The sequence below is a fragment of the Vibrio mangrovi genome, from assembly GCF_024346955.1.
Lineage (GTDB): Bacteria > Pseudomonadota > Gammaproteobacteria > Enterobacterales > Vibrionaceae > Vibrio > Vibrio mangrovi.
In genome coordinates this window covers 3,357,541-3,378,654 of the sequence record NZ_AP024883.1, presented here as the reverse complement: position 1 = coordinate 3,378,654, position 21,114 = coordinate 3,357,541, and the positions used below count along the sequence as shown (strand labels likewise).

The window sequence follows — 21,114 nt, the reverse complement described above, 5'->3', positions numbered from 1 at the left end:
CATTATGATCGCCATGCAATATAAAATTATTCTGCCGTCGGACTATCCGATGGAATCTATTGAAAACAGAATTCGTGATAAAGGACATCTGCTTGATGGTTATCCGGGTCTGCTGTTTAAAGCATTTCTTTTTTCAGTCAAAGAGGATGCGGATTATCCATCGGCCATCAATAGTTATGCTCCGTTTTATGTCTGGCGGGATACGCAAGCGATGCAAGGATTCCTCCGTAGTGAAGGTTTTGCAGCATTATGTGAGCAGTTTGGCCGACCTGAAGTAAAGACCTGGCTATTGGATAAGGCGCCGATCTTACCGGATGACTCCCGGAAGCTGGCTCTGTTTGATACGGTCACCGACACGGAAGGCGACGTGTGTGGCTTCGACTGTCGGGACTGGACATCTCTGCGGGTTCACTGGCTGGAGAAGCAACTTGAAACGGCGGTCAGTGGTCAGTATTACCGGATCGGTTATGTTGCCCACGGATAAGACATAAACGCTAACAATTCTTTTCGCTCCCGGCAGAAAAATAGTGATACATTGAAATGAGAGAATTCGTATCAGATGAACAGAGGTGATGCGTGCAGGAGAGTGAAAAGATTTTAGTGGTAGATGATGACGCCCGGCTGCGATCGTTGCTGGAGCGTTATCTCTCGGATCAGGGGTATCAAGTCCGGAGTGTTGCGAACAGCGAACAGATGGATCGCTTACTGGCTCGTGAAAATTTCCACCTGATGGTACTGGATTTAATGCTACCGGGAGAAGATGGGCTGTCCATCTGTCGACGGCTGCGCCAGTCTAATAGTCAGTTACCGATTCTGATGCTGACGGCGAAAGGAGATGAAGAAGATCGCATCACCGGGCTTGAACTCGGTGCCGATGACTATCTGCCTAAGCCTTTTAATCCCCGGGAGCTGCTGGCGCGAATCAAAGCCGTGTTACGTCGTCAGGTGATTGAACTGCCGGGAGCGCCGAGCGCTGAAGAATCATTGGTTGAATTTGGTGAGTTCAGGCTTAATCTGGGGACTCGGGAAATGTTCCGGGGAGATGAAGTTATGCCGCTGACCTCCGGTGAATTTGCGGTGCTGAAAGTGCTGGTTTCCAATCCCCGCGAACCGATGTCTCGGGATAAACTGATGAATATGGCGAGAGGACGGGAATACTCGGCGATGGAACGTTCTATCGATGTACAGATTTCCCGCTTACGTAGAATGCTGGAAACCGATCCGGCGAAACCCCGTTATATTCAAACGGTTTGGGGACTGGGATATGTTTTTGTTCCAGATGGTCAGTTGACCTGACTTATTGACCTATGATCATCTTAACATTGTAAGACGCCGGTTGATTCTGGCGCTTTACAATGATTCCGGAGTTTACTGATGCGTGCCCGCAGCTCTTTTACTCAGACGATTTTACTCTTTCTTGTCTTACTGGTTGCTAACCAGCTCTACTCCTATTACGCCGTGTTCCACTATGCACTACTGCCAAGTCTGCAACAGTTTAATAAAATTCTGAGCCATGAAATCCGACTGGTACTGGATGATACGATGGGTAAGAGTCAGGATATTCCACTGAATGCCCTGATGCGACGTCAGGTTCTGGAGAAGTTGGGTGTGACAGTTCACCCAGCACATGGTAGCGCGGAGGATGCTTATCAGCAGGCTACGTCGATTGATTTAATGTGTGAAGAAATGAGTCATGAACTGGGATCGCCGACCGATGTCCGGATGAGTCTTGGTGCTGATAGCTATGTATTGTGGATGAAGATCGATGCGCTTCCTGAAGTGTTGTTCCGGATCCCTTTATCGGAATTGCAGGAAGAGGACTTTCTGCCACTCTTCTGGAATAGCCTGATGATGGCCAGCCTGATTTTATTTGGTGGCTGGTTATTTATTCGCTGGCAGAACCGGCCGTTAATCCGGCTGGAGAAAGCCGCAAAAGCTGTCGGTCGGGGGGAAATACCGCCACCGTTGATTGAAAAAGGTTCTTCAGAAATTCGTTCTGTTACCCGGACGTTCAATCAAATGGCAAAAGGGATTCAGGCACTGGAAGAGGACAGGGCGCTGTTGATGGCTGGTATCAGCCATGATTTGCGCACACCACTGACACGGATCCGTCTGGCAACCGAGATGATGTCTCCTGAAGACCGTTATCTGGCAGAAGGAATTATCAGTGATACTGAAGAGTGTAATGAGATCATCAGTCAGTTTATGGATTATCTTAAACCGATTGATGCGCAGACTTTTCAACCGGTGGCTGTTAATGATCTGATACTGGAGGTTGCGAAGCCCGGAGACCGGATTGGTGAAGTCATCACCGAACTGGCTGAGCCGATCAAACCGGCATTCGGTCACAGCATCGCGATAAAACGAGCACTGAGTAATCTGATTGTGAATGCAATGCGTTATGGCAATGGTTGGATTAAGGTAAGCTCGGGGATGACGGCAGATAGTCGTCTGGTGTGGATCTGTGTGGAAGATAATGGCCCAGGTATTAGTGAAGCTCAGATGGATAAGGTATTCGAGCCGTTCACAAGGGGAGATTCAGCCCGGGGCAGCGAAGGTTCTGGGCTTGGGCTTGCAATCGTGAAGCGGATTGTCAGTCAGCATCAGGGCAGTGTTTCCATGACCAACCGTTCCGAAGGTGGTTTAAAAGTCCAGATTAGTTTCCCGGTGAGTGAGCGAAGTTAAGAATCCGTTTTCGGAGAGTATAATTCATCGTTCTTTGGTTTCTGGGGTATGATGCAAAAAGTTTGATTCTCATGCTTTTGCATAGACATCTCGTTCCCCAAGCCAGCGATCAATAATTGCAGCGGCATTGGTCGGGTAACGATCGTGAATATGCCGGGCGATACGCTGTACTTCCGGAATGAGTTGCTGATCGCGGACCAGATCGGCAATTTTGAAATCAGCCAGTCCGGTTTGTTTGGTGCCAAGCAGTTCTCCGGGACCACGGATTTCCAGATCGCGCTGGGCAATGATAAAGCCATCGTTGCTTTCACGCATGACACCCAGTCGTTTTTGGGCGGTTTTCGAGAGTGGCGGGTGATAAAGCAGGACGCAATGGCTGGCAACGGAACCCCGGCCGACCCGGCCTCTGAGCTGGTGGAGCTGGGCCAGACCAAGCCGCTCCGGGTTTTCAATAATCATCAGGCTGGCATTCGGGACATCAACTCCGACTTCAATCACTGTCGTAGCCACCAACAGATGAAGCTGGTTTTCTTTAAAATCCTGCATCACCTGCTGTTTTTCTGCCGGTTTCATTCGCCCGTGGACCAGACCGATTCGCACACCCGGCAACTGTTGTTGCAACAGTTGAGTAACTTCTTCAGCAGCCTGAGCTTCGAGAATCTCGGATTCATCGATCAGGGTACAAACCCAGTAAGCTTGTTTTCCTTCTGTCAGGCATGCATGGCGAACCCGTTCGATAACATCATCTCGCTTGGTGTCCGGAATCGCAACGGTCTGAATAGGTGTTCGGCCGGGAGGAAGTTCATCGATAACTGACGTTTCCAGATCCGCATAGGCAGTCATTGCCAGCGTGCGGGGAATCGGTGTGGCGGTCATGATCAATTGGTGAGGAAAACAGCCATCTTTGGCCCCTTTTTCCCGAAGTTCCAAACGCTGGTGAACGCCAAACCGGTGTTGCTCATCGATAATTACCAGTGCGAGGTGGTGAAAAGCAACCTGTTCCTGAAATAAGGCATGGGTGCCAACCACCATATGAACTGCACCAGAGGCGATATCAGCCAGAGCCTGCTCTCTGGCTTTCCCTTTCAGTTTTCCGGCCAGCCAGCCGACACGCAGACCCATACTTTCGAACCAGTTGGCAAAATTGATCGCGTGCTGCTCTGCCAGCAGTTCTGTCGGTGCCATCAGTGCGACCTGATAACCGTGTTCAATTGCCCGTAAGGCTGTCATGGCTGCAACTAGCGTTTTTCCTGAACCGACATCGCCCTGAACCAGTCGCATCATGGGATGTGTTTTTTCCAGATCGGATTCTATCTCCCGGACCACTCGACCCTGAGCACCGGTCGGGCTGAAGGGAAGTTGTGCCAGTAACTGCTGCTTGTATTTCTCGACAGGTGGAAGAGGCAGAGCCTGATCCTGTTGTCCTCGGTGCCGGACTGCCAGCATCGATAGATTCTGTGCCAGCAATTCTTCCATGATTAAACGTAACTGAGCCGGATGACGCCCCTGATCAAACAGTTCCAGCTGGATATCAGCTGCGGGACGATGGATAGTGTGTAGTGCATGTGATAAAGAGATCTGGTGATCATACAGGCCTTCGGGCAGCAGTTCCTGTACGGCGGCTTTATCAAGCAACTCAAGAGCCTGATCGGTGAGCTGGCGAAGTGTCAGTTGCCTGAGACCATCAGTAGTCGGATAAACCGGGGTCAGACAGGCCTCTGTATCGATGGGTTTCTGCGGTGTGTAGAATTTATATTCGGGATGGATGATTTCAAGACCGATACTGCCACGTTTGATTTCACCGTAGGCGTGAACAAACTTCCCTTCGGTAAAATTATTTTTCATCGCCGCTGTAAAGTTGAAAAAACGCAATGTCAGTGAGCCATGTCCATCACTGATTTTAACCGTCAGCATCTTCTTGCGGCCGAAGACCGTATTGGTCTGCATCACTTCTCCCTGAGTTGCACACCATAAACCCGGATGGAGCTGGGCGATGGGGTAAACCCGGGTTCTGTCTTCATAGCGGAGGGGAAGGTGGAACAGGAGATCCTGTACGCTATTCAGGCCAATCCGGCTGAGTTTTTCAGCGACTTTGGCCCCGACGCCTGAAAGTGATGTTAACGGAATGGCTGAAAGCAATTGCGACATGATCGATTGTTCGTAATGCATTGAGTTGTCAAATATTCAACCACTGAACTGTTTTTTTGTACAGGTTTTTTTATGCTTTTGTTCAAGGTTGATCGCATTCTTACCGATTAATTGTGGTAGAAGGTCATGGCATCTGAAAGTAAATTGTCGCGAAGACAGAAAACAGACATCCGGACCGGATGTCTGTTGATGATTTCTGCAAGAGAGATTAGCTACGCTTACGGCGGACTTTCAATGCATGAGGCATAACGCGAATTCTACGCATGATACCTGCCAGATGAATCCGGTCTTTGGTTGTCAGTAATACCGTGATGGTATACAGACGCCCGTCTCTTTCTTCCGTTGAAATGCCGTGAATGTTTGAGCCGGTCTGAGAAATGACATTGGTTAATTCAGCCAGTGCTCCCTGATGATTCAGCATGTCGATTTTCAGCTCAGTGATAAATTCCTGCTCGTAATCATTGGACCATTCGACGGCCATATATTTTTCCGGTTCACGTTGATAACCCCGTACATTTGCACAGGTTTCGCGGTGGACGACAAGACCTTTTCCCGGTGAAATATGAGCCACAATATGATCATCCGGGATCGGATGACAACAGTTGGCAAAATTCAGCAGAATACCATCGGCTCCCCGAATCGGCAGTTTCCGCTTCGGCCGGTTACTCTCATTGACAGTGAGATCGTCAGTGTTGCCTAGCAAGCGGCGGGCAATGACAATACTCATTAGTTCACCCAGACCAATTGCTGCCAGCATATCATCCAGTTGTTCCATTTTGAGTTCGGACAGGACTTTCTGGATGTTTTCCGGTTCAATACTGTTAATTGTCTGTTCGCCAAGTGCGTGATTCAACAAGCGCCGACCAAGGGTGATCGATTCTTCCCTGCGCATGGTTTTCAGCACCTGACGAATTTTGGTCCGGGCCCGGGAAGTGACCACATAGTTGAGCCAGGCTGCATTCGGGCGCGCGCCCGGTGCACTGATGATTTCTACGGTCTGGCCGTTTTTCAGCGATTTACTCAGCGGATAGGGATTTCGATCAACCCGGGCTCCGACACAAGTGTTCCCGACGTCAGTATGAACCGCATAGGCGAAGTCAACGGCTGTTGCATCCGCTGGTAATTCAACGATGCGTCCTTTCGGGGTGAAGACGTAAATCTCATCCGGGAACAGATCGGATTTAACGTTTTCAATGAATTCAAATGAGTTCCCGGCGCTTTGTTGTAGTTCCAGCAGGCTTTGCATCCAGCGCTGGGCTTTGACCTGAGCTGTGGTACCGGTGCGTTCGCTGTTGCCTTTGTAAGACCAGTGTGCTGCAACCCCTTTATCGGCCATCTGGTCCATGTCATCTGTCCGGATCTGTACTTCAACCGGGACACCGTGCGGACCAACCATTGAGGTATGAATAGACTGATAACCGTTGGCTTTTGGTACGGCAATATAGTCTTTGATACGTCCCGGACGCGGTTTATACAGGCTATGAACCTGACCGAGTACCCGATAACAGGTATCTGCAGTATCAACGATAATCCGGAAAGCATAGATATCCATAATACTATGGAACCGCTGCTCTTTGGTTTTCATCTTGTTATAGATGGAGAAAAGATTTTTTTCCCGTCCCACAACTTTGGCGGTGAGTCCGACTTCCTGAAGGCGGCCTTCGATCTCGCTGTGGATACGCTGGATCATCTCTTTGCGATTTCCCCGTGCCGATTTGACGACATTCTTCAGCACGCGATAGCGATTGGGGTAGAGTGCTTCAAAGCCGAGTTCTTCCAGCTCGACTTTAATGTTATGAATCCCGAGACGGTGTGCCAGCGGTGCATAGATTTCCAGGGTTTCTCTGGCAATACGGCGTTTCTTGTCCGGACGGAGAGCTCCGAGAGTGCGCATATTGTGCGTCCGGTCAGACAGTTTGATCAAAATGACCCGGATGTCCTGAACCATGGCCAGCACCATTTTGCGGAAGTTTTCCGCCTGAGCTTCTTTGCGGTCACGAAACTTAAGTTTGTCGAGTTTCGACACGCCGTCGACGAGTTCGGCAACTGACGTTCCGAATTTCGTTTCCAGCTCTTCTTTTGTGACTTCTGTATCTTCGATAACATCGTGGAGAAGTGCGGCTTGCAGTGTTTCCAGATCCAGACGCATCTCTGCCAGAATCCGGGCTACGGCGACCGGGTGGATAATGTAAGGCTCTCCGCTGGAACGTGTTTGTCCCTCGTGAGCATCTCTCGCAACCACATAAGAGTGACGCAGAGCCTCAATTTGAGGCTCTGTCAGATATTCCTGGGCAACGGCTTTGAGGCTATCGAATAGATACAAATTTTAGGCCCGTATGTTGTGTAACCAGAGAAGAATTAACGGTTGTGAGCGATACTGCTCACGGCTGCCAATTCTGCGGCTTCCTGCTCTTGCTGCTCCTGACGCTCACGTGCATCAAGAACTTCTTTGGTAATCAGACCATCTTCAATTTCGCGCAGGGCGATAACGGTCGCTTTATCGTTTTCTTCTGGCACCAATGGATCTTTTCCACCTGTTTGCATCTGACGAGCGCGGCGTGCCGCAATAAGAACCAAATCGAAACGGTTGCCAACTTTTTCAACTGCGTCTTGAACAGTTACGCGTGCCATGAGAACTCCAAATCGTTAATAAAAATCTATAAATGACCAGAAATTATACAACCGAACGGAATAGATTGTAAACTTCACGGGTTACTTCGTCGGATGGTTTATTGCCTCATTCGTTAATCAGACAATAATTCCGACAGCATACTGCTATATTTAGCAGCTTGCTTGTCTTGCTTCAATCTTTCTGCCCGAATGATTGCTTTAAAATCCATCAATGCAACATCAAAATCGTCGTTGATGATGAGGTAGTCATACTCTGAATAGTGAGAAGTCTCTGACTGTGCTTCACTCATTCTTTTGGCAATGACGTCTTCGTTGTCCTGCCCACGGGCGTTCAAACGACGCTCCAGCTCTTCTTTTGAAGGTGGCAGAATGAAAATACTGCGGGCCGCTGGCATTTTTTCACGGATCTGCCGGGCGCCCTGCCAATCAATATCAAGGAATATATCGATTCCTTTGTTCAGGGTTTCTTCAATCCAGACCTGAGAGGTTCCGTAATAATTCCCGAAGACCTCTGCATATTCGAGAAACTCACCTTTGGCAATCAGGTCTTTAAAATGTGCTTTATCGACAAAGTGATAGTGGACGCCGTCCTGTTCCCCCGGTCTGGGCTGTCTGGTTGTGTGTGATACAGAGACTTTCATGGCATAGGTCGGATTTTTCTCCATTAAGGAGGCAATCAGGCTGGATTTTCCTGCTCCGCTGGGAGCTGAAACAATATAAAGCGTACCTTGACCCATCATGTCTATTTTCACTCTTACTATCAGTTAACACATCATTACAAAGCGGACAGCTTACCCGTCTGACTCATTTTAAACCGATAGTGTAAGTTATACCGAGATTTATTTGAGTAGAAATACGGGCAGAAAATGGAGGCGAAGAGTATCACGAACCGTTCTGATTGCTCAAGTATGCCGGATAAGGTTCAGTTGATTATTCTGAGTGAATCGTTTGGCTGAAGAGGAATAATGTGTAAAATCCCCGATTCGTCACAATCTGCCATGGTTTGCTATTGAGTAATGTGATAATGTCGCGCGAGTTTGTGTAGCACAAACTATACAATAGACAAGTCTATCGTTCCACTTTAGTAGACGTATAAAAAAAGCAGTTATAGACGATATGAACAGGCGATGTCATCTATAAAAAACAATGAGGAACATCATGAAAAAAATGAAGTTAACCACCAAAATCTTCATTGGTCTTGCTGCAGGGGTCGCGGTTGGATTGCTTCTCCAGGGTTCGCCGGATATTGCGAATACCTATATTAAACCCATCGGAACGTTATTCATCAACCTGATCAAAATGCTAATTGTCCCTTTAGTATTTTCATCGTTGATTGTTGGTGCCGCCAGTATTGGTGACATCAAAACATTGGGAAGAATCGGAGGAAAAACACTTAGTTACTATCTGTTAACAACGGCTTTTGCTGTGGCGATTGGTCTGTTTCTGGCAACGATTTTTATGCCGGGAGCAGGATTAACCATTCCGGTCAGCGGAACAGGTAAAGCTGTGGAAAGTGTGAGTCTGGTGGATACATTTTTAAATATTATCCCTAAGAATCCACTGAAAGGACTCGTTGAAGGCAATATGCTGCAAATTATTGCTTTCGCTTTGTTTCTTGGGATGGGTGCTACGTCTCTTCCTGAAAAGAAAGCCCAGCCATTCATTTCGTTTTTCGAAAGTGTGGCTGAAATTATGTACAAAATTACCGGTTTTATCATGTCGTTGGCACCGTATGGTGTATTCGGCCTGATTGTCCCTGTGGTCGCGTCAAATGGTGCAGCTGTCCTGATTCCTCTGATTAAGGTTATTGCTGCGGTATATGTTGGCTGTGTCATTCAGATGGCTCTGGTCTACGCACTGACCGTTAAAGGATTTGCCGGAATCTCGCCACTACGGTTCATGAAGGGCATCTTACCTGCTGCTGCAACTGCGTTCAGTACTTCCAGTAGTTCGGGCACTTTGCCGGTCAGTATCCGTACCATTAAGGAAAACTTCGGCGTATCGGACAAGATTGCAAGTTTTGTACTGCCATTAGGGGCAACCATCAATATGGGGGGAACATCTCTGTATCAGGGAGTTTGTGCACTCTTTATTGCTCAGGTTTATGGCATTGATTTAACCTTCGCACAGATGGGAACCATTATTCTGACGGCAACGTTAGGTGCGATCGGTACTGCCGGTGTTCCTGGTGGTGGCCTGATCATGCTGTCGATTGTATTGACGTCAGTAGGTCTGCCTTTAGAAGGTTTAACATTAATTGCGGGAATCGATCGCATATTGGATATGGCAAGAACATCGATTAACGTGATTGGCGACCTGGCCGCTTCTATTGTGGTTGGCGCTTCAGAAAAAGAAATTCAGTATCCTCAAGGACAAGAGCAAACATCTGAACAAGGAAGAGAACAAGAACAGGAAGTGAAATCAGCTACTTCACTTTCATAATTATCTTATCTCTGTCCCCTGCATAGACCTACCTGCGCAGGGGCTGATTGCTACAGTCAAAGACATCGCCTGTTTTCTGTCTGTATTTAGTGAAGTGTTCCGGTTCGCCCACTGGGGCGGACCAGAGCACTATCACTGTTATCTATTGATCACTCTTATCCCTTGATCTACTTATTCCCTCATCGTGTTTCACCATACTTTCCATGTTATTCATCTTGAAGTCAGTATGAATTGCTGTATAATCGCCGCCCGCTTTTGAGCCTGTGAAGTTCGTCCGTACAGACTGGGGTTGGAAGCTACGGAAAACTGTATTTGGGTTCCCTCACCCCAAACCAAAAGAAAAAGGTACAACATGAATTACTTTACTATCGCACAGCAGCGTAAAGCGCTGAGCTATCTTGTTTTATTCCACTTGCTGATTATTGCTTCAAGCAACTATCTGGTCCAGATCCCGTTTACTGTCTGGGGATATCACACGACCTGGGGTGCGTTTACTTTTCCGTTCATTTTTCTGGCAACGGATCTGACGGTCAGAATTTTTGGCGCATCTTTAGCCCGGCGGATTATTTTTCTGGTGATGTTACCGGCATTGGTTGTTTCATACCTGTTGTCGGTGATGTTTTTTGAAGGGCACTTTCAGGGAACCGATCCTCTGACGCATCTGAACTGGTTTGTGGCCCGAATCGCAATCGCCAGTTTTATGGCTTATCTGTTGGGACAGGTTTTAGATGTACAGGTTTTCAATCGACTACGCCAGTTAAAGCAGTGGTGGATCGCGCCTACATGTTCAACATTGTTCGGAAATGCATTAGATACCGTCGCTTTTTTCGGGATTGCTTTCTATCAAAGTCCGGATCCGTTTATGGCGCAACACTGGCAGGAAATCGCTATGGTCGATTATGGATTTAAACTGGTGATTAGTTTAGGTCTGTTTGTACCAATGTACGGTATGCTGCTGAACTATCTGGTGAAGAAACTGACGGCGATCAATCCGGAGTTTACGGTTGTCGGTGTGAATAACTGAGTGAAAAGATAGGATTCAGCCTCTGCACTATTTTTGAATAGAAAACTGAGCAGAAGCTGAATCATTGTTTAACGTTAGTCTGCCTGCACTGCAACCATCACTGGCCGTGCAAGACGTTTACCTAAGAACAGATGACCCTGTGCATCACGGTATTCCGGTACATTGGCATCATTGGTCATGAAAACATGGTCCATATAGAGCTTCTGGGTTTTCGGAGCACCACCGAACCAGTAGCTGAAAAACATCACTCTGGTAAAGTAGCCATCTTCATATTGCTCTTTGGTATTCAGGTTTGCCATGCCAAGTGTCACAATATCGCTCACTTCACCGACCAGCTCATCATCCATCCATAACCGGACAATACCCTGACCACCTTTGCTTTGAGGAACGCTGTCGGCATGAACGTAGAGTTCAAGTTTCACCCATTGGTCACGTGGAATCGGTTGTGATGCTGAGTTGCCGATACGTTTGACACTGCTTTCTCCTTGCTTCAGAACCGCAAAAGTGCCTCGGGTTGAGTCCTGATTCTGGAACATAATATCTAGGAAGCCTGTCGCTTTCTTCGTTTTATCCGGGCTGGCAATGATATTACGCAGTCGGAGCAGGCTGAGATAACCCGTAGCTGTATTGATGACGTAATCTTCTGGAATATACACATAGAACTGGAGCCACAGTTCTTCTCCCCGATGAATATACTCAGGGAAGAACATAGAGCCACCCCAGGAGCCATAGCCTGTTTCACCCTGACGAATATTAATTTCTGCCGCAGAGAATCCTTCCAGAGTTGGAGTGCCATTACCTCGTTTAACAATCTTCGACGCACCAGCCAAATCATTAAAACCAGCGTTTGCATCATATGCGGTATCCCCATCATTGCCGAAATTGAAATTCCGGGTATCTGTCCAGGCAAGAACCTGAAAAGAGAGAACCAGCAAGGTAAACGCTTTGATGAAAATATAAATCTTTGTCTTCATAAATATTTCCTTATTATATTTTTAGATTAATTCACGCTTGCGCTTACAAAACGGCTGTAAATCCCCTGAGTATCGTATGCGGCGACTTCGAAAACATACTCTGAAGGATCGTCAATGTCGGCAATCTGATATTGACTGGTGCTGGTATCTTTAATCTGAATATAGGTGTACTCAGTTGCGGTTTTCGCTTTATAACGGAGTTCATAACCTCCGATTTCATCAGGATTCATCGCGCTGCCATCGGTACGGGTTACCGGTGCATCCCAGGAAATCGTGAGTGCAGGGTTGAGAATCTCTCCCAGGAATGGGTTACCGTTTTCATCAAAGTTTCTTACCTGAGTCGTATCATTGGTCATATAGACATGGTCCATATATAAAGACTGGGTTTTCGGTGCCGTTCTATTCCAGTAGGTAAAGAATAGGACTCGGGTAAAATAGGCATCTTCATATACTTCTTTGGTTTTCAGGTCATATGTTCCTAATGTGATGATGTCATTTCGTTCACCAACCAGTTCATCATTCATCCAGAAACGGACAACACCCGTACCCCCCTGGCTTTCCGGGACATTATCGAGGCGGATATATAATTCGAATTTCACCCATTCATCCCGGGGAATTGGCTGTGATACCGAATCACCGATACGTAGTACATTACTTTCCCCCTCTTTCAGCATGGCAAAGGTGCCTCTTGAGCCCTGATTCTGAAAGAGAAGATCGAAATGTCCGGTCACTTTTGGAGGCTTGCCCGGGCTGCGCATGACATTACGTAAACGAATGAACTTGAGGTAGCCTGTTGGTGTGCCGATTTCATAGTCAGCAGGAATGTAAAGATAGAATTGCAGCCATAGTTCTTCCCCTTTATGAATATACTCAGGGAAGTACATGTCTCCGCCCCAGGAACCATAACCGGTTTCACCTTTACGGACATGAATATCGACGGCGGACTGACCTTCGAGCGTTGGTTTCCCGTCGTCCTGTCTCACAATTTTGGAAGCACCTGCTAAATCATTAAAGCCAGAGGTTGGATTGATCGCAATGTCACCAGACTTGCCGAAGTTGAAGTCCCTGACTTCTGTCCATGCATTCGCCTCAGATGTGAACAAGAGTAAGATGAGAGTTTTAATTATTAAGGAATAACTCTTCATATATATTTCCTTATCATTCTTTATGTTGTTGATGATCTTCAAGTACGCCTGAGCAGCGTACACTTATTGCATCAGTGTGAATCTGGAATGAGTGGTCGGTGGGCTAGAAATATGCTCATCATGGAATTTTCCATAATAAGAGTGGAATTGAATAATTATAAAATCTTTTTCTATATGTTCAGGATGTCATATAGGTATTAAAAACAAATAAAGAAATAACTTATTTTTTATATTGTTATTCGACAATTCATTTATGAGACAATACTAGATGCATATGCGGATTGTAAGGAAGTTTAAAAATAATGAAACAGCATCATATGCAATTAATTATATATTGATATATTCATTCAGTAATTATTAACAAAATCAATTACACATACATTAATTATTGAACAAATATCTTGCTTTTGTGTACAATTTTTACGGTTTAGTCTCAATTGTGAGACTGAAATATAAGAAAAAGCACTGAATATATTCATATTCAGTGCTTCATATTTACATGCAATTTCAGTGTGAAACTAGCACACTCTGCCGGGTCATAAATCAATGGTCATGTGCGGCACCTGCTCCTTTCGGATAACGAATCGATTCCACCATTTCCTGTACATCGTGAGGAACTTCTGCCGTAAACTTATTCACGGCAATAGCAACAACGAAGTTCAGACACATACCCAGAGTTCCGATACCTTCCGGACTGATGCCGAACCACCAGTTGTCAGGTGTGTTGGCCGCCGGATTGACGAACTTAAAGTAGATGATATACGCCGCCGTAAAGAGAATACCTGCAAGCATACCGGTGATCGCGCCTTCTTTATTCATCTTCTTATAGAAGATTCCCATAATAATGGCCGGGAAGAAGGAGGCCGCTGCAAGGCCGAAGGCAAAGGCGACCACCTGCGCCACGAATCCCGGAGGGTTGATTCCCAGATAACCGGCACCGATGACAGCCAGTGCGGCACCAAACCTTGCTGCCATCAGCTCCTGCCGGTCTGTCATATCCGGTTTGAAGCCTTTTTTCAGTAAGTCATGTGAGATCGAAGTGGAGATTACCAGAAGTAATCCTGCTGCTGTTGAAAGTGCAGCTGCCAATCCGCCGGCTGCCAGTAGTGCAACAACCCAGTTTGGTAATTTTGCCAGTTCTGGTGAAGCCAGTACGATAATATCCCGGTTAATTTTCACTTCATTACGGGCATCACCGGCATAGAACATCCGTCCATCTCCGTTTCTATCTTCCCATGAAACCAGACCGGTGCTTTCCCAGTTTTTAAACCAGCTTGGTGCATCAGCTGACTGAACGCCTTGCATATCCGGTCCGTTGATGGTGTTGATCATGTTTACCCGGGCAAATGCAGCAACCGCTGGTGCTGTTGTATAAAGCAGCGCAATAAATACCAGCGCCCACCCGGCAGATATGCGGGCATCAGATACTTTCGGTACGGTAAAGAAACGAATAATTACATGTGGTAATCCGGCGGTTCCGACCATCAGAGCTGCACAGATAAAGAACACATCAACCATACTTTTCGAACCGTCAGTATAAGCCGTGAATCCCAGTTCCTGAGTCAGGCCGTCCAGCCGGTCAAGCAGATAGGTGTCTGTTCCCGAGATCGTTGAGCCGAATCCCAGTTGTGGGATAGGGGAACCAGTCATCATCAGTGACGTGAAAATAGCAGGAACTAAGAAAGCAAAAATCAGCACACAGTACTGAGCAACCTGAGTATAGGTAATTCCTTTCATGCCGCCCATCACAGCATAGAAGAACACAATTGCCATCCCGATGATAATTCCCATGTTGATATCAACTTCGAGGAAGCGGGCGAAGACCACACCGACCCCACGCATTTGACCGGCAACATAGGTGAAAGAGACGAAAATGGCACAGAATACAGCCACCATTCGTGCGGTTCTGGAGTAATATCGATCACCGATAAAATCAGGAACCGTAAACTTACCGAATTTCCGTAGATAAGGTGCGAGGCAAAGTGCAAGCAAGACATAGCCGCCGGTCCAGCCCATCAGGTAGACACCGCCGTCATAGCCGATAAAAGAAATGATCCCCGCCATAGAAATGAACGATGCTGCTGACATCCAGTCAGCGGCTGTTGCCATACCGTTTGCGACCGGATGTACACCACCACCGGCGACATAGAATTCACTGGTTGAAGCAGCTCTCGCCCAGATTGCAATACCGATATACAGGGCAAAGGTGAGACCAACAAGGATAAATGTCCAGGTTTGAATATCCATACGTCACTCCTCCGTTAGTCTTCGTGGACGTTATATTTCTTGTCGAGCGCGTTCATACGCCAGACATAGATGAAAATGAGCGCGACGAAGACGTAGATCGACCCCTGTTGAGCAAACCAGAATCCGAGTTTGAACCCACCGAACTGAATTGTGTTCAGACTATCTACAAATAAAACCCCGGCACCATAAGAAACCAGAAACCAGATAGCCAGTAAGGTTCCCATGATTCCCAGATTTTCCTTCCAGTAAGCTTGTGCGTGTTCTGATGATTCAAACGCCATAGCTGTCTCCTTTCTCGTTCTGTTATATGTATTTTGTTAATACAATGTTACCAGTACAAGATAGCAGGTCGTGGCTATTTGATCTTTGCAACTTTAGTCTGGTAGTGTTTTTGATTTAAATCAGTATGTTAATTGGGATGAGCTAAAGGGAGGAATGTAAAATAGATGTTAAATGATATTATTATTAGCCAAAAGTATATATACAAATATACACAGAATGTATGTTATTTCTCAGGTAATTAGCTTAGTCTGAGCCGGATTCAAAACAAATCAGGTGCTTTAATACGACAGATTTTTTGAGCAAGGAAGGTAAAATGGTCTGGGATCATTCGTTGAGTTCATTCAGAAGAATCACAGCCTGAGTTCGGTTTTTTACACCAAGCTTACGGAAAATTGCGGTCATGTGTGCCTTGATTGTTGCCTCGGAAACATTCAGTTCATAGGCAATTTGTTTATTCAGCAAACCATCGGACAACATCCCCAATACTTTATATTGTTGCGGAGTCAATGCTGCTATTTTCTCGGCTAAATCATTAGCTGCCTCATTGGTGACTGGCAGATCTTCGGGGAAGTAGGGATCACCATTGAGAACTTTGTTTAACGCATTGACCAGTGTTCGCATGTCGCTGGATTTTGGAATAAAACCGAAAGCGCCATGTTTCTTTACCTGAGCAACGACAGATGTTTCTTCACTGGCGGATATCACAACGACCGGTAAATCCGGATAGGTGTTTTTGAGCTGGATTAAACCGGACATTCCATTACTTCCCGGCATTTTTAGATCGAGTAAAACCAGATCCGGGTCTGCTTCTTTGGCCAGAAGTGCGAGCAGAGCATCCAGCGTATCAGCTTCCAGCAGGTTTGCACCACTCACTGCCATGTGGACAGACTGAAAGAGGGCATTACGGAATAGTGGATGATCATCAGCGATGATAATGGTATAGGTCGAGTCCATCACAATTCGTACTTTTTACAGGTCATTAACCAAATTATTGTTCCGTTTATACTTTTGAACAATATCGAAGCACGAAAATTCTGAACTCTATCCCCTTTTTTGAATGCATCTCAGTGCATTAGCGCATCATCATGGGCTGATGAAATTATCATTTATCCGGGTTTCCAGCCCATTCAGTGCCAGTTATTCTGGTTGTTTATGTGTCAAAGTGCGTATGAGGTGAGGTGCTCTAAAAACTCATCCGCAGACATAAAGCCGGTAATTCGGGCTTCTGTGATTCTTTTTCCGGAAGCATTCCAGAAACTGATTGTCGGTAGTCCAAGTACATTCAATTCATCCAGCAGGGCTTTGTTCTGCGCGTTGTCTGCTGTGACATCTGCCTGAATCAGCCGGTAATTTGCCAGTTTCTGTTGTACGGTATGGTCCGAAAACGTGTACTTTTCAAATTCTTTACAGGCGACACACCAGTCGGCATAGAAGTCGAGCATGACTGGTTGTTGACTGGCTTTTGCCTGAGCAAGCTGCTGCCTTAGTTCATCCACATTGTGAATTCGGACAAAGGAAAGAGCCGCGGATTCTGATGATGAAGTAATTATTCCTGAGTACAGAGCAACGGGTGTTAAAGACAGTGCAATCCCGGACAGAGAAAGTACGAGCAGAAATGTCTTTCTTAGTGTGCTGGCAGCCGAACGAAGACTAGTCAGGAATATCCATAAGAAAAGGCTGACGCCAAGTAGTGCCCAGAGCGCGGTTGACCATGATTCCGATACGATCCGCTCCAGAAGAAAAATAGGGGCGGCGAGCAGAATAAAACCAAACAGAACTTTGATTTTTTCCATCCATGGGCCTGATTTTGGCAGGAAAGTCTGTCCGAATACCGCGATCATAATCAACGGAATTCCCATGCCAAAACCCAGCAGATAGAGTGCAATTCCTCCGACCATCAAGTCTCCGGTCTGGGCGACATAGAGTAAAGCTCCGGAAAGCGGGGCTGTCGTACAGGGCGAGCAGACCAGTCCGGAAATTGCCCCCATAACGAACACTCCCAATTGACGGCCTCCGGACTGACGCTGACTGAGATTATTCAGATAGGTCTGCAATGATGCCGGCATCTGAATAGTGTAAAGGCCAAACATAGAGAGTGATAACAGAATGAAAAGCAGGCTGAGCGTTATAAGGACCACCGGACTTTGCAATGCTGCCTGAAATTGTAATCCGGCAGACGCTACAACTAGTCCGAGCAGTGTATAAGTCAGGGCCATTCCTTGTACATAGATGAGTGCCAGACCAAAAGCTTGTTTTTTACTCAGATCTTTCTGACCGAGAACAATACTGGTGACAATCGGGTACATGGGGAATACGCAGGGAGTGAAGGCTAACCCGATACCCAGAAACAGGAACAGGACAACAGTCCACAAATTTTCTCCCAGTGAATTGGCTAGCCGGTTCTGCTCTGTCTGGGGGACTGTTTTCTGCAATGGCTGAAATGTTACTCCGGTGGATTTCGGCGCTGCAGTGGGAGCCGGGAGTGGGGCGATCGGAACGTGCCGGACTTCTGGCGGATAACAGAATCCCTCTTCCGCACACCCCTGATAGCCGACCTGAATTTCTGCATTTTCTCCGGCATCTGCCAGTTCCAGCGTTACCTGAAGTGGTGTGGTATAGATATTCACATCACCGAAAAACTCATCATGGTGAGGCTCACCGTTACGCATATTGGTGGAAACGATCCGGACCTGTTGTGGATCGAATTTGAGACGTTGTTGATACAGATAGTAGCCGGGTTTTACTTCCCAACTCAGGGTTAACTGATTGCCTTGCTGATATGCCAGAAAAGGGAAAGCTTCATCGACCGTCACGAATCGCTCTTGACTAGGCGCAAAAACGGAAGGAGAAGAATTATCGAACTTCTGTGCCTGAAGCGGAGACAAGGCTGATATGAGCAATGTCAAAATGAGAAAAATCGTACGCATAAAGAGAAATTTTTGACCTGGATAACTTCATCATAACGCAAATTTTCCTGAGAATGCGAGAGGTATACTCAAATATCGGACAGATATACTCAAGTATTGGACTGAGAGCTAAAAAAGCCTGAGAATGCCTGACGACATTCTCAGGAAGCGGTGTAGAAAAGAGATATTTTGTTCAATTAAAGGGCTTGAATTTTTTCCAGCAGCGGAACCAGTGTCGGGTTGTTTTTGCGGAACTGATCATAGACCGGTTTTACCGCATCCTGGAAAGCGGGGACGTCACTATCGACAAATGTTACATGGTGTTTTTTCAGATCCTGAGTTGCTTTGCTGACATAATTTTTCCAGTTCTCCTCCTGAATTTTGACGGTCTCTTTGGCTGCCTGACGAATTCCTTTCCGTTGTTCGTCCGTCAGCGAATCCCAGGTACTGGTCGATACGATCAAGACATCCGGCACGGTTGTATGTCCGTCTCTGGAAAAGACCTGTTTCACTTCATAATGGCGTGATGAATAGTACGAAGGAATATTGTTTTCTGCGCCGTCGACAACTCCCTGCTGCATGGCGGAGTAAAGTTCACCATATGGCAGGGGAACTGGCGTTGCTCCAAGTGCCTTTATCGTATCGATCGCCAGAGATGAATTCTGGACCCGAATCTTTAATCCTTTTAAATCAGCAGGTGTTTTGATGGGTTTGTCGGTATAAAAGCTACGGGAGCCGGCATCAAGGAAAGCAAGTCCAATGAACCCGACTTTTCTTGATGACTCAAGAATCTGCTCACCGATCGGTCCGTTGAGTACCGCTTCATACTGGGCACGATCCCGGTACAGGTACGGCAGAGAAAGAATCTTATAGTCCGGAGTAAAGGTGTTCAGAATTGCAGCACTGACTTTTGTAAATGCAATCGCGCCATTTTGCACCATTTGCAGGCTTTCAGTCTCACTACCTAAGGTTGCATTCGGATATATCTTGATCCGCAGATGCGTCAGGTTTTTCACTTCTTTGGCAAACGATTCCAGAGACTGATGAACCGGATGCTCGGTTGGTAAAGTGTGAGATAGCTTTAATGTTGCCGCGTGAACATAACCGCCGGTTAGTGCCGAAACGGTACAAGCTAAGAGTAGTTGATTCAGTTTTTTCATGTCACAGTCCTATGTTGTTTCATGTCGCTCTCTGGGTCACTCCCAGACTCAGGGCTATCGTGATTCTTTGTCTGCCCGCAGTTCTTATCTAGTTACTAGCCGGTTCTGATCTGATTACCAGGTTCTTACTAACTGTTGTATCCCGCCAGATGCGGTAGCCATAGAGATAGCGATGGCACCAGAATGACAATCGTGAGTGTGATTATCATAATGAGGAACAGAGGCAGTAATTTGGGGACGACCTGTCCTAAAGTCGTGTCATAGACACTACATCCGACAAATAATGCGGTTCCGACCGGCGGTGTGCAGATGCCGATACATAAGTTAAATACCATCATGATGCCGAAGTGAATCGGGTCGATTCCCATCTGCGTGGCAATCGGCAAGAATATCGGTGTAAAGATCAGAACTGCTGGTGTCATATCCATAAACGTGCCGATAAGCAGTAAGATGAAATTCATCAGCAGCATAATCATGATGGGGTTATTTGAAGCCTGTAGAATAAATTCGGCGATGAAATCAGGAATATCGGCATTGGCCATCGACCATGACATTGCTGATGAAGTGGCGACCATCAGTAGCACGATAGAAGTCGTTACGACGCTATCGACCAGAATTGGGAAAAGATCTTTGACTTTGAGTTCCCGGTAGGCAAAACCAAGGAGCAGGCTATAGATAACCGCGATAGCGGATGCTTCTGTTGCGGTAAATACTCCCGCTAGTATTCCGCCCATAATAATGATGATCAACCCTAAACTTGGGAGTGCATCAAAGATCACTTTGTTAGCTCTTTCCTGAGAAATATAGTTTTCTCTCGGGATGTCATATTTGTTTCCGAGTAAGAAGATCCCCAGCATTATCCCCAATCCCATGAGAATTCCCGGAATGTAACCGGCAATAAACAGGTATTGCACGGAAGTGCTACTCACCAGCGCATAAAGGATCAAAATGTTCGACGGTGGGATTAGCAGGCCGGCAGGGCAGGATGAGACATTGATTGCGGTTGAAAAATCAGCCGGATACTTATGCTTTTCCTGTAATGGTTTCATGATGCCGCCGACTGCGGCGGCAGATGCTGTCGCAGAACCGGATAATGCCCCGAACATCATATTGGCAATTACGTTTACATGTGACAGTGCGCCCGGCAGTCTTCCACCGAATAACATGGCGAAATTGATGAGGCGGCTTGCCAGTCCTCCCCGGTTCATCAGGTTACCGGCAACGATGAAAAAGGGTAAGGCAAGTAACCCGAAGTTGTTGAGTCCATTGGCCAGTTTCTGTGAAACCAGAACCGCTGCTTTATCTACCGGAAAATCAACAAAGATGGTAAAGAAGGCTGCAATCCCGATGGAAAAAGCAATCGGGACACCGAGAACCAGTAGTACGGCTAGTGTCCCGAACAGCACAAGAACTGGAAACATATCGTAAAATATATCCGGTGCACTGGCTAAAAAGTCTTGTGAAAATAAT

17 protein-coding genes are annotated in these 21,114 nt (G+C 46.7%); 5 read left to right on the top strand and 12 right to left on the bottom strand.

Annotation, left to right across the window (positions count from 1 at the left end; genetic code table 11):
- Window positions 1-4: 4 nt before the first annotated feature.
- The 3 genes from OCU74_RS15050 (at window position 5) to envZ (ending at window position 2,685) form a co-directional block, all read left to right on the top strand.
- Window positions 5-484, top strand: coding sequence for a DUF4865 family protein (locus OCU74_RS15050; protein WP_087482825.1), 480 nt, complete (start codon window positions 5-7; stop codon window positions 482-484).
- Window positions 485-576: 92 nt separating this feature from the next.
- Window positions 577-1,296 carry an osmolarity response regulator transcription factor OmpR gene (gene ompR, locus OCU74_RS15045; protein WP_087482826.1) on the top strand — a complete coding sequence of 240 codons (720 nt, stop codon included), beginning with the start codon at window positions 577-579 and terminating at the stop codon, window positions 1,294-1,296.
- Between the two features lie 78 nt (window positions 1,297-1,374).
- Window positions 1,375-2,685, top strand: coding sequence for a two-component system sensor histidine kinase EnvZ (gene envZ, locus OCU74_RS15040; protein WP_087482827.1), 1,311 nt, complete (start codon window positions 1,375-1,377; stop codon window positions 2,683-2,685).
- Between the two features lie 69 nt (window positions 2,686-2,754).
- Here envZ and recG read toward each other — a convergent pair whose 3' ends face one another.
- The 4 genes from recG to gmk all read right to left on the bottom strand — a co-directional run bounded on the left by recG (window position 2,755) and on the right by gmk (window position 8,201).
- A complete protein-coding gene (recG, locus tag OCU74_RS15035) occupies window positions 2,755-4,833 on the bottom strand; it encodes an ATP-dependent DNA helicase RecG (protein WP_087482828.1) in 2,079 nt (692 codons plus the stop codon).
- 208 nt (window positions 4,834-5,041) lie between these two features.
- Window positions 5,042-7,156 carry a bifunctional GTP diphosphokinase/guanosine-3',5'-bis pyrophosphate 3'-pyrophosphohydrolase gene (spoT, locus tag OCU74_RS15030; protein ID WP_087482829.1) on the bottom strand — a complete coding sequence of 705 codons (2,115 nt, stop codon included), beginning with the start codon at window positions 7,154-7,156 and terminating at the stop codon, window positions 5,042-5,044.
- A 35-nt stretch (window positions 7,157-7,191) separates the two neighbouring features.
- Window positions 7,192-7,464 carry a DNA-directed RNA polymerase subunit omega gene (rpoZ, locus tag OCU74_RS15025; RefSeq protein ID WP_087482830.1) on the bottom strand — a complete coding sequence of 91 codons (273 nt, stop codon included), beginning with the start codon at window positions 7,462-7,464 and terminating at the stop codon, window positions 7,192-7,194.
- Window positions 7,465-7,577: 113 nt separating this feature from the next.
- Complete coding sequence (gene gmk, locus OCU74_RS15020; protein ID WP_087482879.1) at window positions 7,578-8,201, bottom strand: guanylate kinase; 624 nt, start codon at window positions 8,199-8,201, stop codon at window positions 7,578-7,580.
- Window positions 8,202-8,622: 421 nt separating this feature from the next.
- On the opposite strand from gmk, the gene OCU74_RS15015 reads away from it, so the two are divergent.
- Window positions 8,623-9,906: a dicarboxylate/amino acid:cation symporter gene (locus tag OCU74_RS15015; protein ID WP_234993642.1), complete on the top strand. Its 1,284-nt coding sequence runs from the start codon at window positions 8,623-8,625 to the stop codon at window positions 9,904-9,906.
- Window positions 9,907-10,258: 352 nt separating this feature from the next.
- Complete coding sequence (locus tag OCU74_RS15010; protein WP_087482831.1) at window positions 10,259-10,930, top strand: 7-cyano-7-deazaguanine/7-aminomethyl-7-deazaguanine transporter; 672 nt, start codon at window positions 10,259-10,261, stop codon at window positions 10,928-10,930.
- 74 nt (window positions 10,931-11,004) lie between these two features.
- Here the strand turns inward: OCU74_RS15010 and OCU74_RS15005 are convergent, their stop codons facing one another.
- The 8 genes from OCU74_RS15005 to OCU74_RS14970 form a co-directional block, all read right to left on the bottom strand.
- Window positions 11,005-11,904, bottom strand: coding sequence for a heparin lyase I family protein (locus OCU74_RS15005; protein WP_087482832.1), 900 nt, complete (start codon window positions 11,902-11,904; stop codon window positions 11,005-11,007).
- A 26-nt stretch (window positions 11,905-11,930) separates the two neighbouring features.
- On the bottom strand, window positions 11,931-13,049 hold the full coding sequence (locus OCU74_RS15000) for a heparin lyase I family protein (RefSeq protein WP_087482833.1): 1,119 nt from the start codon (window positions 13,047-13,049) through the stop codon (window positions 11,931-11,933).
- A 543-nt stretch (window positions 13,050-13,592) separates the two neighbouring features.
- Complete coding sequence (locus OCU74_RS14995; RefSeq protein WP_087482834.1) at window positions 13,593-15,296, bottom strand: sodium:solute symporter family protein; 1,704 nt, start codon at window positions 15,294-15,296, stop codon at window positions 13,593-13,595.
- Between the two features lie 14 nt (window positions 15,297-15,310).
- Entirely contained in the window at window positions 15,311-15,577 is a 267-nt protein-coding gene (locus tag OCU74_RS14990; protein WP_087482835.1) for a DUF4212 domain-containing protein, read from the bottom strand.
- Between the two features lie 325 nt (window positions 15,578-15,902).
- On the bottom strand, window positions 15,903-16,532 hold the full coding sequence (locus OCU74_RS14985; RefSeq protein ID WP_087482836.1) for a response regulator transcription factor: 630 nt from the start codon (window positions 16,530-16,532) through the stop codon (window positions 15,903-15,905).
- A gap of 203 nt (window positions 16,533-16,735) precedes the next feature.
- Complete coding sequence (locus tag OCU74_RS14980; protein WP_087482837.1) at window positions 16,736-18,505, bottom strand: protein-disulfide reductase DsbD; 1,770 nt, start codon at window positions 18,503-18,505, stop codon at window positions 16,736-16,738.
- Between the two features lie 176 nt (window positions 18,506-18,681).
- Window positions 18,682-19,644: a TRAP transporter substrate-binding protein gene (locus tag OCU74_RS14975; RefSeq protein ID WP_087482838.1), complete on the bottom strand. Its 963-nt coding sequence runs from the start codon at window positions 19,642-19,644 to the stop codon at window positions 18,682-18,684.
- 128 nt (window positions 19,645-19,772) lie between these two features.
- Window positions 19,773-21,065 (bottom strand): TRAP transporter large permease, encoded by a 1,293-nt coding sequence (locus OCU74_RS14970; protein WP_234993645.1) that lies wholly within the window; start codon window positions 21,063-21,065, stop codon window positions 19,773-19,775.
- Between the last annotated feature and the right edge of the window lie 49 nt (window positions 21,066-21,114).